The 15543-nt window shown below is 61.2% G+C and carries 16 protein-coding genes and 2 pseudogenes; 12 read left to right on the plus strand and 6 right to left on the minus strand.

Going from position 1 to position 15543, the window contains the following annotated elements; all coding sequences use genetic code 11:
- Window positions 1-616 precede the first annotated feature (616 nt).
- Complete coding sequence (locus tag HMPREF3044_RS08780; RefSeq protein WP_005393202.1) at window positions 617-1471, plus strand: oxygen-dependent tRNA uridine(34) hydroxylase TrhO; 855 nt, start codon at window positions 617-619, stop codon at window positions 1469-1471.
- An 8-nt stretch (window positions 1472-1479) separates the two neighbouring features.
- Here HMPREF3044_RS08780 and HMPREF3044_RS08785 read toward each other — a convergent pair whose 3' ends face one another.
- The 4 genes from HMPREF3044_RS08785 to HMPREF3044_RS08800 form a co-directional block, all read right to left on the minus strand.
- Complete coding sequence (locus tag HMPREF3044_RS08785) at window positions 1480-1887, minus strand: hypothetical protein (RefSeq protein ID WP_070740979.1); 408 nt, start codon at window positions 1885-1887, stop codon at window positions 1480-1482.
- Entirely contained in the window at window positions 1888-2514 is a 627-nt protein-coding gene (locus HMPREF3044_RS08790; RefSeq protein ID WP_070740982.1) for an SDR family oxidoreductase, read from the minus strand.
- A complete protein-coding gene (locus HMPREF3044_RS08795; protein ID WP_005391640.1) occupies window positions 2511-3422 on the minus strand; it encodes a universal stress protein in 912 nt (303 codons plus the stop codon). The genes HMPREF3044_RS08790 and HMPREF3044_RS08795 overlap by 4 nt, the downstream gene beginning before the upstream one ends.
- Before the next feature lie 123 nt (window positions 3423-3545).
- On the minus strand, window positions 3546-4001 hold the full coding sequence (locus HMPREF3044_RS08800; protein ID WP_005391642.1) for a MarR family winged helix-turn-helix transcriptional regulator: 456 nt from the start codon (window positions 3999-4001) through the stop codon (window positions 3546-3548).
- 324 nt (window positions 4002-4325) lie between these two features.
- On the opposite strand from HMPREF3044_RS08800, the gene HMPREF3044_RS08805 reads away from it, so the two are divergent.
- The 11 genes from HMPREF3044_RS08805 (at window position 4326) to HMPREF3044_RS08855 (ending at window position 13800) form a co-directional block, all read left to right on the plus strand.
- On the plus strand, window positions 4326-4709 hold the full coding sequence (locus HMPREF3044_RS08805) for a DUF5318 family protein (RefSeq protein ID WP_070740985.1): 384 nt from the start codon (window positions 4326-4328) through the stop codon (window positions 4707-4709).
- Between the two features lie 63 nt (window positions 4710-4772).
- On the plus strand, window positions 4773-6950 hold the full coding sequence (locus HMPREF3044_RS08810; RefSeq protein WP_070740988.1) for a transglycosylase domain-containing protein: 2178 nt from the start codon (window positions 4773-4775) through the stop codon (window positions 6948-6950).
- Window positions 6951-8366: a glycosyltransferase family 87 protein gene (locus HMPREF3044_RS08815; protein ID WP_070740991.1), complete on the plus strand. Its 1416-nt coding sequence runs from the start codon at window positions 6951-6953 to the stop codon at window positions 8364-8366.
- A gap of 10 nt (window positions 8367-8376) precedes the next feature.
- A complete protein-coding gene (locus HMPREF3044_RS08820) occupies window positions 8377-8556 on the plus strand; it encodes a hypothetical protein (protein WP_005391647.1) in 180 nt (59 codons plus the stop codon).
- Window positions 8556-8774 carry a hypothetical protein gene (locus tag HMPREF3044_RS08825; protein WP_005391648.1) on the plus strand — a complete coding sequence of 73 codons (219 nt, stop codon included), beginning with the start codon at window positions 8556-8558 and terminating at the stop codon, window positions 8772-8774. Before HMPREF3044_RS08820 ends, HMPREF3044_RS08825 begins: the two co-directional genes overlap by 1 nt.
- 117 nt (window positions 8775-8891) lie before the next feature.
- Window positions 8892-9179, plus strand: a complete 288-nt coding sequence (gene rpsF, locus HMPREF3044_RS08830) for a 30S ribosomal protein S6 (RefSeq protein ID WP_081446544.1) — start codon at window positions 8892-8894, stop codon at window positions 9177-9179.
- Between the two features lie 73 nt (window positions 9180-9252).
- Window positions 9253-9828 (plus strand): single-stranded DNA-binding protein, encoded by a 576-nt coding sequence (locus HMPREF3044_RS08835; protein WP_005391650.1) that lies wholly within the window; start codon window positions 9253-9255, stop codon window positions 9826-9828.
- Between the two features lie 45 nt (window positions 9829-9873).
- The gene (rplI, locus tag HMPREF3044_RS08840) at window positions 9874-10326 is read left to right on the plus strand and encodes a 50S ribosomal protein L9 (protein WP_005391651.1); all 453 of its coding nucleotides are present in this window, start codon (window positions 9874-9876) and stop codon (window positions 10324-10326) included.
- A 508-nt stretch (window positions 10327-10834) separates the two neighbouring features.
- Window positions 10835-12298, plus strand: coding sequence for a replicative DNA helicase (dnaB, locus tag HMPREF3044_RS08845; protein WP_070740995.1), 1464 nt, complete (start codon window positions 10835-10837; stop codon window positions 12296-12298).
- Between the two features lie 83 nt (window positions 12299-12381).
- Window positions 12382-12750, plus strand: a complete 369-nt coding sequence (gene trxA, locus HMPREF3044_RS08850) for a thioredoxin (protein ID WP_005391654.1) — start codon at window positions 12382-12384, stop codon at window positions 12748-12750.
- Window positions 12751-12903: 153 nt separating this feature from the next.
- Entirely contained in the window at window positions 12904-13800 is an 897-nt protein-coding gene (locus tag HMPREF3044_RS08855; RefSeq protein ID WP_070740999.1) for a PspA/IM30 family protein, read from the plus strand.
- A gap of 88 nt (window positions 13801-13888) precedes the next feature.
- On the opposite strand, the pseudogene HMPREF3044_RS13645 reads toward HMPREF3044_RS08855, so the two are convergent.
- Window positions 13889-14233 (minus strand): annotated as a pseudogene (locus HMPREF3044_RS13645) (NYN domain-containing protein); the annotation flags it as partial.
- 431 nt (window positions 14234-14664) lie between these two features.
- Window positions 14665-15235 (minus strand): annotated as a pseudogene (locus HMPREF3044_RS13650) (NYN domain-containing protein); the annotation flags it as partial.
- Between the last annotated feature and the right edge of the window lie 308 nt (window positions 15236-15543).

Here is a 15543-nt window from a genome sequence, read left to right on the forward strand (position 1 = left end):
CAACTCGGCATGCCCATCGACCCCAGCCCACCCGGGTAAACCCCCACGCCAAAAAGCCCGAGCGCACCCTCGGGCCATTTGGCATGCCCAGAACACCCGAAAGCCCGGCCACCACGGCCGGGCTTTCAACGCGTGCCCACCTCATCACCGCGCACTAGCTGTTGAAGTTCCTTATTTTTGCTCGATCCGTACGGACAAAGAGTCGTTGGTATGGAAATGCGAGTTTTCTGCTGATACGGATTACTTCATTTCGCGTCCTCTGAAGACTAATTTTCGGCTAATGCGCAATTGACCTCCCCTTACCGCAAAGAGACTCACCGTACCTGCGAATCGTATGGATTGTTCTACCCACTGGAAATTAGGCTTGTAGATTACCCCCGGAAAATACCCGCTTGAGTAGCACCCTTTTTAGCCCAACCACAACCAAACCCCGAGGCCCACGTGTCAAGGATGATCTCCATCACCCACACGTGACCCAAGTCTGGCAAAGAGTCCGGCCACCACGGCCGGGCTTGCAACGCGTGTGGTGCTCACCTCATCAGGCCGCGATCGAGGAAAGACCACCATCCGCCCCACAAATTTAACCCCCGCCCCGTGTCCACTTAAGATTGTATGCGTGGCAGTTAACAAGATTCTCCTGTATTACAAGTTCGCCCCCCTCGCCGACCCGGAGGCGATCAAGCTGTGGCAAAAGAGCCTGTGCGAGATGCTCGGCCTCAAGGGCCGCATCCTGGTGAGCAAGCACGGCATCAACGGCACGGTTGGCGGCCCGATCGACGCGTGTAAGGCGTATATCAAGGGGATGAAGCAGTATCCGGCCTTTAGGGATACGGAGTTCAAGTGGTCGGAGGGCACGGGCCATGATTTCCCCCGCCTCTCCGTCAAGGTCCGCGATGAGATCGTCTCTTTCGGTGTCCCCGATGAGGTGCAGGTGGATGAGCACGGCGTTGTCGGCGGCGGTGTCCATTTGAAGCCGGAGCAGGTCAATGAGCTCGTGAAGAATAACTCGGATGTTGTCTTTTTCGATGGCCGCAATGCGATGGAGGCGCAGATCGGTAAGTTCAAGAATGCCGTGGTACCGGACACGCACACGACGCATGATTTCATCGGCGAGCTGGAGTCTGGCAAGTATGACTGGATGAAGGATAAGCCAGTTGTTACTTATTGCACGGGCGGCATCCGGTGTGAGATTTTGTCGGCGTTGATGAAGAATCGCGGTTTCGACGAGGTTTACCAGATCGATGGCGGCATCGTTCGTTACGGTGAGCGTTACGGTAACGGTGGTCTGTGGGAGGGCTCCCTCTACGTTTTCGATGATCGCATGCACATGGAGTTCGGTGAGGATGCGGCCCAGCTCGGCCACTGCGCGGATTGTGGCGCCCCGACGAACACGTTCCACAATCGGGACGATGCGGACGGCAATCGCATCCAGGTTTTGCTTTGCGACGCCTGTGCTAACGGTAGTCTCTAGCCTCCCCGTCACCCCCGCCCGATGATGGCGATTGTGCCAAAGGACGCCATCCACCCGAGCGAGAACGGGATGAGCACCCACATCACGGCGAGCCACGGCCACCAGCGGTTATATGTTTTGAATTTGATATAGCAGTTGATGCCGGCGCCGATGAGTCCGCCGAAGGCGACCACGAGCGGCGCCACGCAGATGGCGATCTCGGACCACCTGGTGCACAGCCAGGTGGCGAGCCCCGCCTCGCACAGCGGTCCGCCGGAGGCGCGTCCGAGGAAGGCGACGATGAGCCCGGTGATGATGGTGAGCGCGGGGACGGCGAATCCCCAGACGACGGCTTGGACGGAGCTGGCGTGGCGGCGTTCGAGGCGCAGCAGCGGGTCGAATTCGAGGTCTGCCTCGCTGTATTTCTTCCCGAACATTTATCGCGGCCTGATCATGATTTCGGTGGGTGTCGCGTCGCGCGTCATTTCCAGCGCGTGAATAATGGCCTGGGCGACGGTCGTCGGTTGGATGTACCGCGACCCGTCGTATACCCCGCCTTCCTTGGCGACGATCCTTTCCTGCATCCCCGTATTTATCCTGCCCGGGTGAATCGACGTGACGCGGATGTCGGGTTCCTCCTGCCGCAGCGTGTCGCACCACGCCTTGGCGGCGAATTTGGACGCGCAGTACGTCCCCCACTGCGCCTTGGCCGTAAGCCCCGAGCCGGAGTTCACGTATATAACGTGTCCGCCCGCGCCGCGGAGTAAAGGAAGCGCCGCGCTTGTCATCAGCGCCGGCCGGATGACGTTGACGTCCATCGCCCGCCGCCATTCCTCCTCGCTCACTTCGGCGAGCGGCCCGAGTTCGCACACACCCGCGCAGTGGATGAGCGCGTCGATCCGTTCCACATCGGGCACGTCCCAGCCGTCGAACCAGGTCACGCCGTCGCGCGCCGCCCCAGCGGTGGCGTGTTGTGCGGCGTGGACGCGGTATCCGCCGTCCACGAGTAGCGGCAGTAGTGCCTGTCCGATTCCCCCGGTGGCGCCGGTGACGATGGCGATCATTGTTGCCCTTTCCCTGCGGGTATGACGATGGCTGGTGTTTTGATGTTGCGCAGGATTTCGCCGGCGGCGGAGCCGACGAAGACGCGTTCGAGGGCGCCGACGGGGGTGGATCCGATGAGCAAGAGGTCGCCCTTTTTCCACCGTGGGGTCTCCATGGCGTCGGCAACGTTGGGTCCGTATGCAAGCTCTGTTTCGATGCTCATGTTCTGGTGCTTGTCGACGATTTCATCGTGCAGCTTGTCTAGAAAGCTCAGCGCATCCTCGCGCGAGGAGTGCTGTAGTTCGGACTGCAGCGATGTCGGCGTGTCTACGTCTTCTCGCAGGATGGCGAGCACCCGCATCGGCACGTCGAGTCGTGTCGCCAGGTTCACCGCCGTTGCCAGCGTGTCTTCCTCCGGCTGCATCGACGTAAACGCGACGGTGAGCCGCTTGACGCCGTGTTTCGCCAGTTTTGGCCCGCGCGGCGTGAGCCCGAGCGCGTAGGGCGAGGAGTGCAGCAGCGCCTCAACAGTGGAGTTGGCCCGGAAGGATCCTTTCTGTGCGGCGCCCTGCGAGCCGAACAGGATGAGCGACGCGTTGAATTCGGCTGCCTGTTCGTTGAGGAGAGCGGGCTGCGAGGAGCCGTCGACAAGCGTGTGGACGGGCCGGTCCCAACATTCCTCGGGGACCCCAGCGGCGGTGAGTGCTTTCTTCGCCTGCGCCTTGGCGCGGTGTGCCTCCTTGGCCAGTTGTTTCTCGTACTTGGAGGATAGTTTCGACAGTGTGAGCCAGGGCCTGACGACGATCGTTACAGTGCGCACCACCGTCGGTGTTGTGCGGCAGAGCCAGGCAGCGAACTCTAGTGCTTCGTTCCCTGACGCGTTGGGGTGCCAGGCGACGAGTACTCGGAGCGGCGCATCGCTATCCACTAATACCTCTTCTCCCTCGGGTCCTTAGGCCACACCAATTGTGCACTAGGGCGCGGACAGGAACAAAACCCGTTTCCTTTATCGTAGGTCACGGGTGCGGTAAAAAGGCCTGTTTTGTTGTGTCTACTCTGCTTCTTTCTTATGCAATGCGTTGTAGGAGTTGGCCAGCTTCTTGATCACGGGTGCGAGCTTCGTGCAGAGTTCCAGCTCGTCCTGGTCAAGCACGGAGAGCACGTCGGCGAGGTGGGCGGTGCGTTGTTTGCCCACCTCGTTCACGGTGTCGTGGCCGTCGCTCGTGATGGAGACGAGGATGCCGCGTCGGTCGAAGGGGTCTCGTTCGCGCTTGACCAGTCCGCGCTTTTCCAGGTTGTGGATGGCGTTGGAGGCCGTAGGCATCTGGATGCCTTCTTGTTGGGCGATGTCGGAGACGCGGGAGGGGCCTTCCTTGTCCAGCATGCTGAGGATGGTGAGTTGTGGTCCGGTGAGATCGCCGTTGTCTGCAAGTCGGAAGTAGTTGACGTATAAAACCGTCATGTCTGCGCGGATTGCGTCCGCGACCTCGTACGGTGTCACACTCATGGAACCTGTGTCCTTTCTTTTTAGGGAACGCGCACCATCTTTCCTGGCTGTCGCAAAATTGATCCTATTTTAACCTGAAAACCATTCTATTGTTAATAAAATATGACACAGTGAGACTGTTGGTCTGAACGTCGATAGCGCCAGGCTTAGCTACAGTTTGGTTACCGTGCGTGCGCGTGTTATGCATGCATAGGCGGGTGGGTGCCCGCTCACCTGCGTGTACGAGCAATCCGTGCGTACACTATGCCCCTTAAACCTATAAATTGCTCTTTCTGGTAGAAATGTAGGAAGGTCTAGTATCCGAGACAAAAAGGGAGTGTTGTCGTGGTTGCAATCATGCCGTGGGTGAGTCATCGCCTGTCGCGTGCGCGCCTCATCCAGGATTATCAGGTCGGCCTCGTCTCCCGCGAGGCGGTGCAGGACGCGGACTTTCTCCTCCTCGCCGCCGCCGATTTTCACGGCTACCCCTCCTCCGCCGCCTGCCCGATCTGCGGCGAAAAAGAGATGCGCACGGTCTACTGGGTCTACGGCGACGAGTTGAAGAGCCGCGCCGGCACCGCCCGCAGCCTGGAGGAGATTGACGCCTTCGCCGCCGAGGGCCTCACCTTCGATCTTCACGAGGTCGAGGTCTGCACGTCCTGCAAGTGGAATTACCTTCTCCGCACGTCCACCGTCCTGCCCGCGAGCGGTTTCCAGCCGGGCGTGTGACCGCGTACTGTTAAGCTATCTACCGTTATATTTTCCCGCAAGAGAAGTTGGACACGATCACACATGTCTCGCAGTAATTCGGAGCCGAAGCGGAAGGCGTCGGCGAGTGCTATTAAGAACCGTGCGCAGGGTCTTCCTGTCTGGGCGAAGATCGCGGTGAGCCTGCTGGCGGTCATCATTATTGTGCCGCTGGTGCTGTTCGGCGTCGCCTATGTGCGTGCCGATATCCCGGAGCCGGGTGAGTTGACTAATCCGCAGATCGCCACGATCTACGCCGCCGATGGTGAGACGAAGCTGGCCCGCCTCGTGCCGCCGGAGGGCAACCGCCGCCAGGTGAGCTTAGATAAGGTTCCGCAACACCTCCAGGACGCGGTCCTCGCGGCGGAGGACCGGGAGTTTTACACCAACCCCGGCTTCTCCCTGTCGGGTTATGCGCGCGCGGCCTGGGGCATGTTGACGGGTAACGAGTCCGCCGGCGGCGGTTCGACGATTACCCAGCAGTACGTGAAGAACTCCCTGGTGGGCAACGAGCGCACGATTAGCCGTAAGCTGCGGGAGCTGGTGGCGAGTGCGAAGATGACCAATGAGTGGTCGAAGGAGGAGATCCTCGAGGCCTACCTGAACACGATTTACTTCGGTCGCAATGCGTACGGTGTCGCCGCTGCGGCGGACGCGTACTTCGGCAAGGACCTGTCGCAGCTCACCCCGGAGGAGTCGGCGGTGATCGCGGCGGCGATTCAGCGTCCGAGCCAGTTGGATCCGTGGGTGAACCGCGAGGAGGCGGAGGCCCGTTGGAATTACGTGCTCGATGGCATGGTGCACACGGGTGCGATCACGCAGGAGCAGCGCGCCCAGGCCCGCTACCCGGAGACGATCGATCCGGCGAATAACCGCGCCTTCACCGAGGCCACGGGTGCCAATGGCCTGATCAAGAACCGCGTCGTGGAGGAGCTTGCCACGGTCGGCATTTCCGAGGAGGACGTGGAGACCCTGGGGCTCAAGATCACTACCACGATCGACGCGCAGGCGCAGGCCGATACGGAGCAGATCGTGAAGGATAACCTGGCCAGCCAGGTGGACAAGATGCGGACGGCCGTGGTCTCCATCGATCCGCGCAACGGCGAGGTGAAGGCCTACTACGGCGGCGAGGATCCCAATGGTTGGGATTACGCGGATGCGCCGGTGCAGACGGGTTCCACCTTCAAGATCTTCGGTTTGGCGGCGGCCCTCCAGCAGGGTATCCCCCTGAACAGGATGTATTCCTCGGATCCGGTGCAGACAGGCAACGCGACGGTGACCAACTCGGATGGCATGACGTGCGGCACGTGCACGATCCAGCAGGCCACGAAGATGAGTTTGAATACGAGCTTTATCCGCCTGCAGAAGGATCTGGACAACGGCCCGGTGGATACGCAGCATATGGCGTGGGCGCTGGGTGTGCGCAAGCAAAATCCGGATGGTTCCCCCACCCTGAGCGAGCCGAATGGCGAGCCGTATGAGGGCATTATCCTCGGTCAGTACCCCTCCCGCCCGATGGATATGGCGATCGGTTTGGCCACGTTGACCAATAATGGCATCTGGCACCAGCCGCACTTCGTCAAGTCGGTGGCGACGAATTCGGGCGAGATCATTTACGAGTTCAAGAACACGGAGGGCGAGCGCCGCGTCGGCAAGAACACGGCGAACGGCGTGACGGCGGCGATGCTACCGATCGCTTCCTGGTCTAACGGCAACGCTCTTGCTGGTGGTAACCGTCCGAGCGCCTCAAAGACGGGGACGACGCAGTACGGCGAGTACGGCACGAAGGATGCCTGGATGATCGGTTCGACGCCGCAGCTCGCCACGGCGGTTTGGGTCGGCAATTCCGATAACTCTCTGCTTGTGAATTCGTGGGGTGGCTCGGTCTACGGCGCGGGCATCCCGGCCACGATCTGGCGCCAGACGATGGACGCTCAGCTTGCCGACGCCCCCGTGGAGGAGTTCACTCTCCCCGTCGGCCTCGGCTACAACGCCGCGGGCTCGGGCGTCGGTTACGGCACCACGTACCCCACCCAAACTGCGCCGACGGGCGCCGCGACCCCCCAGTCTCCCACGAGCAACGCCGCCCCGTCTGGCGAGCAGGCTCCGCAGGCTCCCGCCCCGGAGGCCCCGGCCCCTGCTCCTCAGCCTGCACCGCCGGCCCCCGCCCCGCTCCCGGAGGTTCCCTTGCCTGACCTCGGCAATCTCATCCCGGCGGCGTAAATGGCGGTGCTCGCGCGCGACGAGGGGCGTGTCCTCCCCTCCTTCACGGAGCCGCTGGCCAGTGGTTTTGTCGAGTTCCTCGGCGGCCGCCCCGGCCGTCACGCGCTCATCGGCCGCCAGCGCCTGTCACCGCAGGTCGTCCTCACGCTCACGGCGATGGTGTTCCTCGCCCTCGCCTACCTCTTCCGCGTCCCCTGCATCACCGGTTCGCTTGTCGACGCCCACTGGGACCTCAACTGGTCAGGTCACCGTCAGTACGTGGCCGCCTGCTACTCAGACATCATCCCCCTCTACAACGTGGAGGGCCTCCAGGCGGGTCACCTCCCCTACGCCTACTCCTGGCAGGAGGGCGACCAGACCCGCTACATGGAATACCCCGTGGCCTCGGGTTTCTTCATGTACCTCATGGCCGCCCTCACCCGCGGGCTCGTCGCCGTCGCCCCCTGGATCCCCGCCCCCGAGGTCTCCGTCTACTTCACCATCACGGCCTTCGTCCTCGGTTTCTTCTGGCTCCTCACCATCCGCGCGCTGTCGCGCCTGGCCGGCAACCGCGTCTGGGACCTCGTCCTGGTGGCGGCCTCTCCCCTCGTCATCGTCCACGCGTTCACCAACTATGACATCCTCCCCATCTTCTGCGCGGTGCTGGCGATCGAGGCGCTGGGCAGGCGCCGTTTCGTGCGCGCCGGGCTGCTCATCGGCCTGGGCACGGCGCTGAAATTGTGGCCGCTCTTCCTCCTCGGCGCGGTCCTGACGCTGGCGGTGCGCCGCCGCGTCTTCCGCGGTTTCCTCGTCACCACGGCCACGGCGGCGCTCACGTGGTTGCTCCTCAATCTCCCGGTGGCCATCTGGTTCCCTCAGGGGTGGCGGGAGTTCTTCCGCCTCAATTCGGAGCGCGGCGCGGAGTGGACCACGATCTACCAGCTGGCCTCCCGCCTGTTCGGCCTGGATCTCTCCCCCGCCACCATCAACGTCGTCAGTTTCGTCCTCTTCGCCGCCTCCTGCGCCGCGATCTTCGTCTTCGGTGTTCGATGCCCCAAAGAACCCCGCCTGGTGCAGCTCGCGCTCTTCATCGTGGCGGCGTTCCTCCTCTTCAACAAGGTCTGGAGCCCGCAGTATTCGCTCTGGCTCCTCCCTCTTGTCGTGCTGGCGCTGCCACATTGGCGCCTCGTCGCCTCCTGGGCTGCGGCAGAGGCGCTTGTCTGGCCGATCCTCATGTGGCATCTCCTCGGCGTGGAGAACAAGGGCCTGGGCCCCGAGCTGCTAAACGTCATTATCCTTGTCCGCGACGGCCTCCTCATCGCCGTCGTCGTCTCCGTCATCCTCGTCCTTGCGGATCGCCTTCCGGATAAGGTGAGAAATAGCCACGGCGGTTTCGACCCCGCCACCATCCGTCCCCGACGCACAGAAGGGAACTAGTCCATTGTCCATGTGGGTCATCCTCACCATCGTCTCGGTGGCGCTCGGATTTCTGCTCTTCACCATCTCCTTCGCGCTGTTCTTCTACGGCAAGTCCAAAAAGCTCATCCTCGTCCTCATGCTGCTGGCCTTCCTCCTGGTGACGGTCCTTCCCCTGTACGTGGCGATCTGGCAGGCGGCGTATATCTGATGTACGGCCCGTTTACTATCGAGCAGGTGGCCCTCATGGGCATCGTCTGCGTGGCGATCGGCTTCGTCGGCCTCGGCGTAGCCTATTACTCCTTCATGGTGACCAAAAACAAGAAGCGATTCCGCATCGGCCTCGCCGTCGCCATCATCTTCGTCCTAGTCCTCCCCTTCAGTTTCACGGTGGCCTCCACATTCATGAGTGGCACGCCTTTGCAGTAGGAACCCCTGTGGTGTACCCTGGGGTGGTTGCTGACGCAACGACCCTCCTGCCACGCGCAACAAGATAGTGCGTGGCCGAAACTGTAACTACTAGACCATAGGAGGTGATGAGGTCCCGTGCGTCACTACGAAGTAATGGTCATTCTTGACCCTTCCCAGGACGAGCGCACTGTCGCCCCGTCCCTAGACAAGTACCTTGAGGTAGTCCGCAAGGAAGGCGGCTCCGTAGACAAGGTTGACGTTTGGCCGAAGCGCCGTTTGGCATACCCCATTAACAAGAAGGAAGAGGGCATCTACGTTGTCCTCGATCTGACCTGCGAGTCGGATACCGTTCTTGAGCTCGACCGTCTGCTCGGCATCAGTGAAATGGTGCTGCGCACGAAGGTTCTGCGGGGCGACCGCTAAACCCTGCGCGTGTGGTTCATCCATTCTAGGATGGAACCAATACGTCCACCTGCATCGCGAAAGGTAAGAAATTATGGCCGGAGAAACTCCCATCACTGTTGTCGGCAACCTCGTTGCCGATCCTGAGCTGCGCTACATTCCGTCGGGCGCGGCGGTTGCGAATTTCCGCATCGCCTCCACTCCCCGCACGTTTAATCGCCAGACCAACCAGTGGGAAGACCAAGAGGCCCTGTTCCTTACCTGCAACATCTGGCGTGAGGCTGCCGAGAATGTCGCCAATTCCCTGTCCAAGGGCATGCGCGTCATCGTCAACGGCCGGCTCCGCCAGCGCTCGTACCAGACCCGCGAGGGCGAAAACCGCACGATCTTCGAGATTGAGGTCGATGAGGTTGGGCCGAGCCTGCGCTACGCTACCGCCCAGGTCACCCGCAACGAACGTTCCGGTGGCGGAAACTTCAACCGTGGTGGTGGCAACGCGAACGGCAACAACAACTACGGCGGCTTCGGCGGCGGCCAGCAGCAGCAGCAGAACCAGGGTGGCTTCGGCGCCCCTCAGCAGCAGCAGCAGTCGCAGCAGTCTGATCCGTGGAATAGTTCGAGCCCTGCCGGTGGTTTCGGTGGCGACGCCAATGGCGAACCGCCGTTTTAATACATTGAAAGCCAAATTTTTACCTACTTACTTTGAGGAGTGATCATGAAACTGATCCTCAACGCTGCGGTAGATAACCTCGGTGTCGCAGGCGACATCGTCGAGGTTAAGCCCGGCTACGGACGTAACTACCTGCTTCCGCGCGGGCTTGCCATCGTGGCAACCCCGGGTGCTGAGAAGCAGATCGAGGAAATTAAGAAGGCTCGCGAGGCTCGCGCTATTAGCGACCGTGAGCACGCCATCGAGCTCAAGCAGCAGCTGCAGGAGCTCAAGGGTGTAACCATTAGCGTTCGCACTTCTGAGAGCGGCAAGCTCTTCGGCTCCGTGAAGGCCGATGACATCGCCAAGGCCGTCAAGGCTGCCGGCGGTCCGCTTCTGGAAAAGCGCGCTATTGAGGTTCCGAAGGGACTTGTCACGGGTACCGGGAAGTACAACGTTCTGGTCAACCTGCATGACGATGTCTCTGCACGCGTGAACTTTGAGGTCGTTTCCGCTTAAATTTCTAAGCGTGTGAAACGGCGGCCCTACGGGGCCACATGACAACAGCAACAAAAGTGGCGGTTGCCCTGCACGGGTAACCGCCATTTTTGTCCCCTTTTACCCCCTGTGGATAACTCCGGGCAATCTGTGGATAACTTTTTCCTGCCTCCTGCGCACCGCGTCCCCGCAGTTCACGACTTTGTAACCTTTCCGTTGTTTTCGGCGATTTTGTCTCGCCCGCGCGACAACTCGTTGACCTGCATGTTTGCCCATGTTCGAATGACCTGTGTCACGTTTAGAAAAGGTGCTGGTAACGGAAGTATTTCAGTTTGGTGACGATAATCACGTCAAAAAGTTATCCCCAGACCCTGTGGATAACCCTGTGGAAACCCCTGTGGAATAGTTGTGGATAACTCCCCATTCTTAGCGGTCAGCACCCTCTTCGCACACCCGTCCGAACGCCTGTTCTAAACCTTTTCGTACGGGTGGGTGGTTCGCGCTATGGTGTAATCCTGACCGAGTAAGGATGTGTGATGCGGTGACCAACCCCAGCTTTGATGATGCCTACCTTCCCAGCGAGCCGCCTGCCGCTGAGGATATGTCGGCGCCTGCCTTTGAGGCGGGCCGCCTCCCCCCGCACGATATCGAGGCGGAGCAGGGTGTCCTCGGCGCCATCCTGTCCTCTCCCTACGTCCTCACGGACGTGTTGGAGGTCCTCAAGCCGGATGATTTCTACCGCCCGATGCACCGCATCATCTACTCCACCATCATTGACCTGTTCAGTGAGAACCAGGAGATCGATTCGCTCATCCTCGCCTCCCGCCTGGAGCGCGATAACAACCTCGAGCGCGCCGGTGGTGCCCCGTACCTGCACACCCTCGTGCATTCGGTGCCCACCGCCGCCAACGCCCGCTACTACGCCAATATCGTCGCCGAGAAGGCCACTTTCCGCCAGCTCGTCGCCGCCGGCACCCGCGTCGTCCAGTTGGGCCACCAGTCGGAGTCCGGCATCGACGCGGATCAGGCCGTCGACCTCGCCCAGCAGGCCGTCTTCGAGGTGCAGCGCGAGGGTGCGCAGGAGGATTACCAGATCCTTGCGGATCTCCTCGGGCCCACCATGGAGGAACTCGATGAGATCGCCGCTCACGGTGGTCTCGCCGCTGGTGTGCCCACAGGCTTTGTGGATCTCGATGCGGTCACCAACGGTCTCCACGGCGGCCAGATGATCATCATCGCCGCCCGCCCGGGCGTCGGTAAGTCCACCCTCGCCCTCGACTTCGTCCGCTCCGCGAGCATCGCCCACGATCAGACCTCCGTCATCTTCTCCCTGGAGATGTCCAAAAACGAGATCGTCATGAGGATCCTCTCCGCGGAGGCGGACATCAAGCTGACGGACATGCGCTCCGGCAAAATGGAGGATACGCAGTGGAATAAGCTGGCCAACACGATGGGACGCATCGAAAACGCCAAGCTCTATATTGACGATTCTTCCAACCTCACGATGATGGAGATCCGCTCCAAGGCGCGTCAGATCGCCACCAACGTCGGCCTCGACCTCGTCGTCGTCGACTACCTCCAGCTCATGAGTTCCAACAAGCGCGTGGAGTCCCGCCAGCAAGAGGTGTCGGAGTTCTCCCGCCAGCTGAAGCTGCTCGCCAAGGAGCTCGACGTCCCGGTCATCGCGATCTCCCAGTTGAACCGTGGACCGGAAAGCCGTACGGATAAGCGCCCGCAGCTTGCGGATCTGCGTGAGTCCGGTTCGCTGGAGCAGGACGCCGACATCGTCATGCTCCTCTACCGCCCGGATTCCGCCGCCGGCGAGCAGGATAACGAGCGCGCCGGCGAGGCCGATATCATCCTGGCCAAGCACCGCGGCGGCCCGCTGGACACCATCTCCGTCGCCCACCAGCTGCATTACTCGCGCTTCCGTGATCTCGCCCGGCCGGGTATGCGCGATGCCGTTCCGCCGCCGGAGGAGCCACCGGCCTAGTTGCCGAGTGGTTGGAATGAATCCTCGTTCTGTATCGTTGCAGTGGTACGAAAGCTGAAAACCTGTTTAAGGAGTTACGTAATATGGCAACAATCGAGGTTAACGAACAGAACTTTCAGGAAACCATCCAGAAGGATGGCATTGTGCTTGTCGATTGCTGGGCCAGCTGGTGCGGCCCCTGCCGCGCTTTCGGCCCCACATTTGAGAAGGCTTCCGAGGATCACCCGGATGCCGTCTTCGGCAAGCTAGACACCGAGGCTAACCAGGGTCTGGCTGCTGCTCTGCAGATTCAGTCCATCCCCACCCTCATGATCTTCCGCGATCAGATCCTCGTGTACCGCGAGGCCGGCGCCCTCCCTGCACCGGCTCTTGAGAACCTTATCCAGCAGGTTAAGGGCCTCGACATGGATGACGTTCGTCGCCAGGTCGCAGCCCAGCAGGAAAACAACTAGAAAACGCCTGCCTATCCCCCGCCGCACGCGTGCGGCGGGGGTTTCTCTTGCTATTGCGCGCGCGGGAGGCGCAAACAGCATAGAATGTTCACTAAAAGGCCAGTTGTGATGTCCTCGTTGGCCGAGTGAGATTAGATAAGGAGCTCGTGGATCATGGCTAACCCGTTCAAGAAGGGGTGGAAGTACCTCACCTCGTCATTAGATAAGAAGATCGAGGATAACGCCGATCCGGAGGTTCAGATCAACCAGGCTGCCGAGGAGACGAAGAAACAGGCGGCGGAGATCCAGGAGCAGGCCGCGAAGATCGTCGGCGATAAGAAGGCCCTGGAGCTGAAGCTGAATCGCCTCCTCAAGGATCAGCAATATCTGCAGGAGAAGACAAAGACCGCCCTCCAGGCCGCCGATCAGGCCCAGGCCGAGGGCAACGCGGAGCGCGCTGCCAAGTACACCAGTTCGGCGGAGATCTGCGCCTCCCAGTTGGTTGCTGTGGAGAACCAGATCAATGAGACGAAGGTTATGTACGAGCAGGCCGTGGTCGCCGCCGATCAGGCGACGGCGCAGGCGAAGAAGTCGCAGGCCGATTACCACCAGCAGATGAGCTCCATTGATCAGCTTCGTGGCCAGGCCCGCCAGGTGAAGATGCAGGAGACCGCCGCCCGCGCGAGCGATCAGATCGGCGCTATCGATCGCGACCCCTCCGTCCCCACTCTTGATCAGGTTCGCGACAAGATCGAGCGTCGCTACGCCGATGCCCTCGGCGCCCAGGAGCTCACCCAGAACGCCGTGACCTCCCAAATGTCGGAGATCACCTCCTCCGGCACGGACATGAAGGCCAACGCTCGCCTTGCCGAAATCCGCGCCGCGATGCAGGAGGAAAACAAGCAGGAAGCGATCGCTTCCGAGCCCGCGGAGAAGCCCGTCGAGAAGCCCGCCGAGACTCCGCAGGAAACCCCGGCAGAAGAACCCGTCGAGAAGCCTGCGGAGAAGCCGGAAGAAAAGCCGGAAGAAAAGCCGGCAGCAACGCCCGCAGACGCCCCCGAGAAGAAATAACCCCCAACATAAAACCGGCCCACAACATAAAACAGGCCCCGTCCAACGTGTTGGACGGGGCCTGTGCGTCGGAAGCGCACGTGAACATTTATTTCCGATTGTTGATGTTTACTAGAACGCCGCGGATTCCAGAGTGGAACCCGTCGCGCAGGTTGACGCGTTGCGTTTCGCTCAGCGTGTATTCGTGCAGCGTCTCGCATGCGAATTGGAGGAGTGGCCGGTCGATCTCCGGGGGGAGTCCGCCGCCGGAGAGCATGTGCGCGGAGTCGCGCTGATCGGCTGTCGCCGCGTGATCGTACCACCACGAGGCGTACTGTTGTCCCACGTCAAACGGGGTTTGGAAGCCTGCGGAGGCCCACACCTCGTTCGGTAGCGGCACGTACCGCGAGCGCAGTTTGCGCCGCGGTGCCATCATCGAGGGGTTCGGGGTCGGCTTCTTCTCCTCTCCGGATTCCGCGTCCACATCCGCGCCGGAATCCGAGTCGGAGTCCGCGTCCGCGCCAGCAGCCGAACCGGGGTCCTCGCCCGCGCCCGCAGCACCCGCCTTCGCCGCGACATCCGCCGGTGTGGGCTTCTTCGCCTCCGCCCCGGTGACGATGTCGTGTTCCATCGCCTCGTCGGAGTCGTCGTTGTCCTGCGACATTGACGTCCGCGGGTCGGAGAGCGAGCTGACGGCATCGTCCCTGTCCGCCGGTTCGCCGGGCCGCGTCGGCCACGATTCCGCAGGCGACCCATCGTCCGGCGATCCCGCCGGACTCCCGCCGACAGAAGCCTCCGGCGGCTTGCCCGCCTCCGCGGCCTCCTGCGGGATAAGCGTGGATTCGGCTACCTCCAGGGGTTCCGCGTCGCCGATGGGCTTCACCGACGGCACGACCGGCGGCAGCGGTCCCTCGAGCACATGCAGCTGCATGCAGTCGGCGAAGTCTTCCCGCGGGTCGAGGATGGTCGTCGTGTCGCATGCGTGGCGCAGCGCCGAGGACATGGAATCCCAGCCGAATCCGTAGAGGTGGACCCGCACGCCGGAGTTCGTTGCCTCGTTGACGCCGGGGATCATGTCGGCGTCGCCGGATACGAGTACGGCGTCTGAGCAGGTCTGATGCACGCCGGCGAGCACGAGGTCGGCGACGAGTCTCGTATCCACGGCCTTTTGTGTGCGGCGTTCTCCCCATTCGATGAGTTGTCCGACCCGTAGTTGCACGCCGTTACATGCGCGTAGTGCGCGGTGGTAGCGGTGTGGTCCGGAGTCGGGGATTCCGTCGTACCACATTTGCCGGTGGATGGGTTGTCCTAATTGGTCTTCGATCATTCCTTTCAGTTGGGCTACGACCTCAGGGAGGTCAATTTCTAATTGTGCGCGGGCGCCTGTCTCCCACGAATTGTAAAAACTCGCAAGTAAATAGGAGGTGTCCACGAACACCATTGTTCTTTCAAGCATGGCTCCTAAATCCGTCCTTTATTAAATGTTCCCTTCAAGCATGCCTGAAAATGGTTCGGAAGGTATAACTCAAGGGGGTGGCCTGGAAAAAGTTTCCGTCCGCACACCATTTTTTGGCTTGTCGACGGTCGGTTTCTCGGTTTCTTTGCCCGTCACCCTCCCGTGACCTGCGGATTTGCGTTAATTCCTCTGTGTGCTATTGTTATCCCTCGTTGGTCACGAACCAACGAATCCCCCGCTATGGTAGCCCTTTCAAGGGTTCATTTAGTGTGGGAACATGTTGTGTGAGAACTCGATAGTGTGTTGAT

It is taken from the genome of Corynebacterium sp. HMSC073D01 (genome assembly GCF_001815555.1).
GTDB lineage: Bacteria > Actinomycetota > Actinomycetes > Mycobacteriales > Mycobacteriaceae > Corynebacterium > Corynebacterium glucuronolyticum.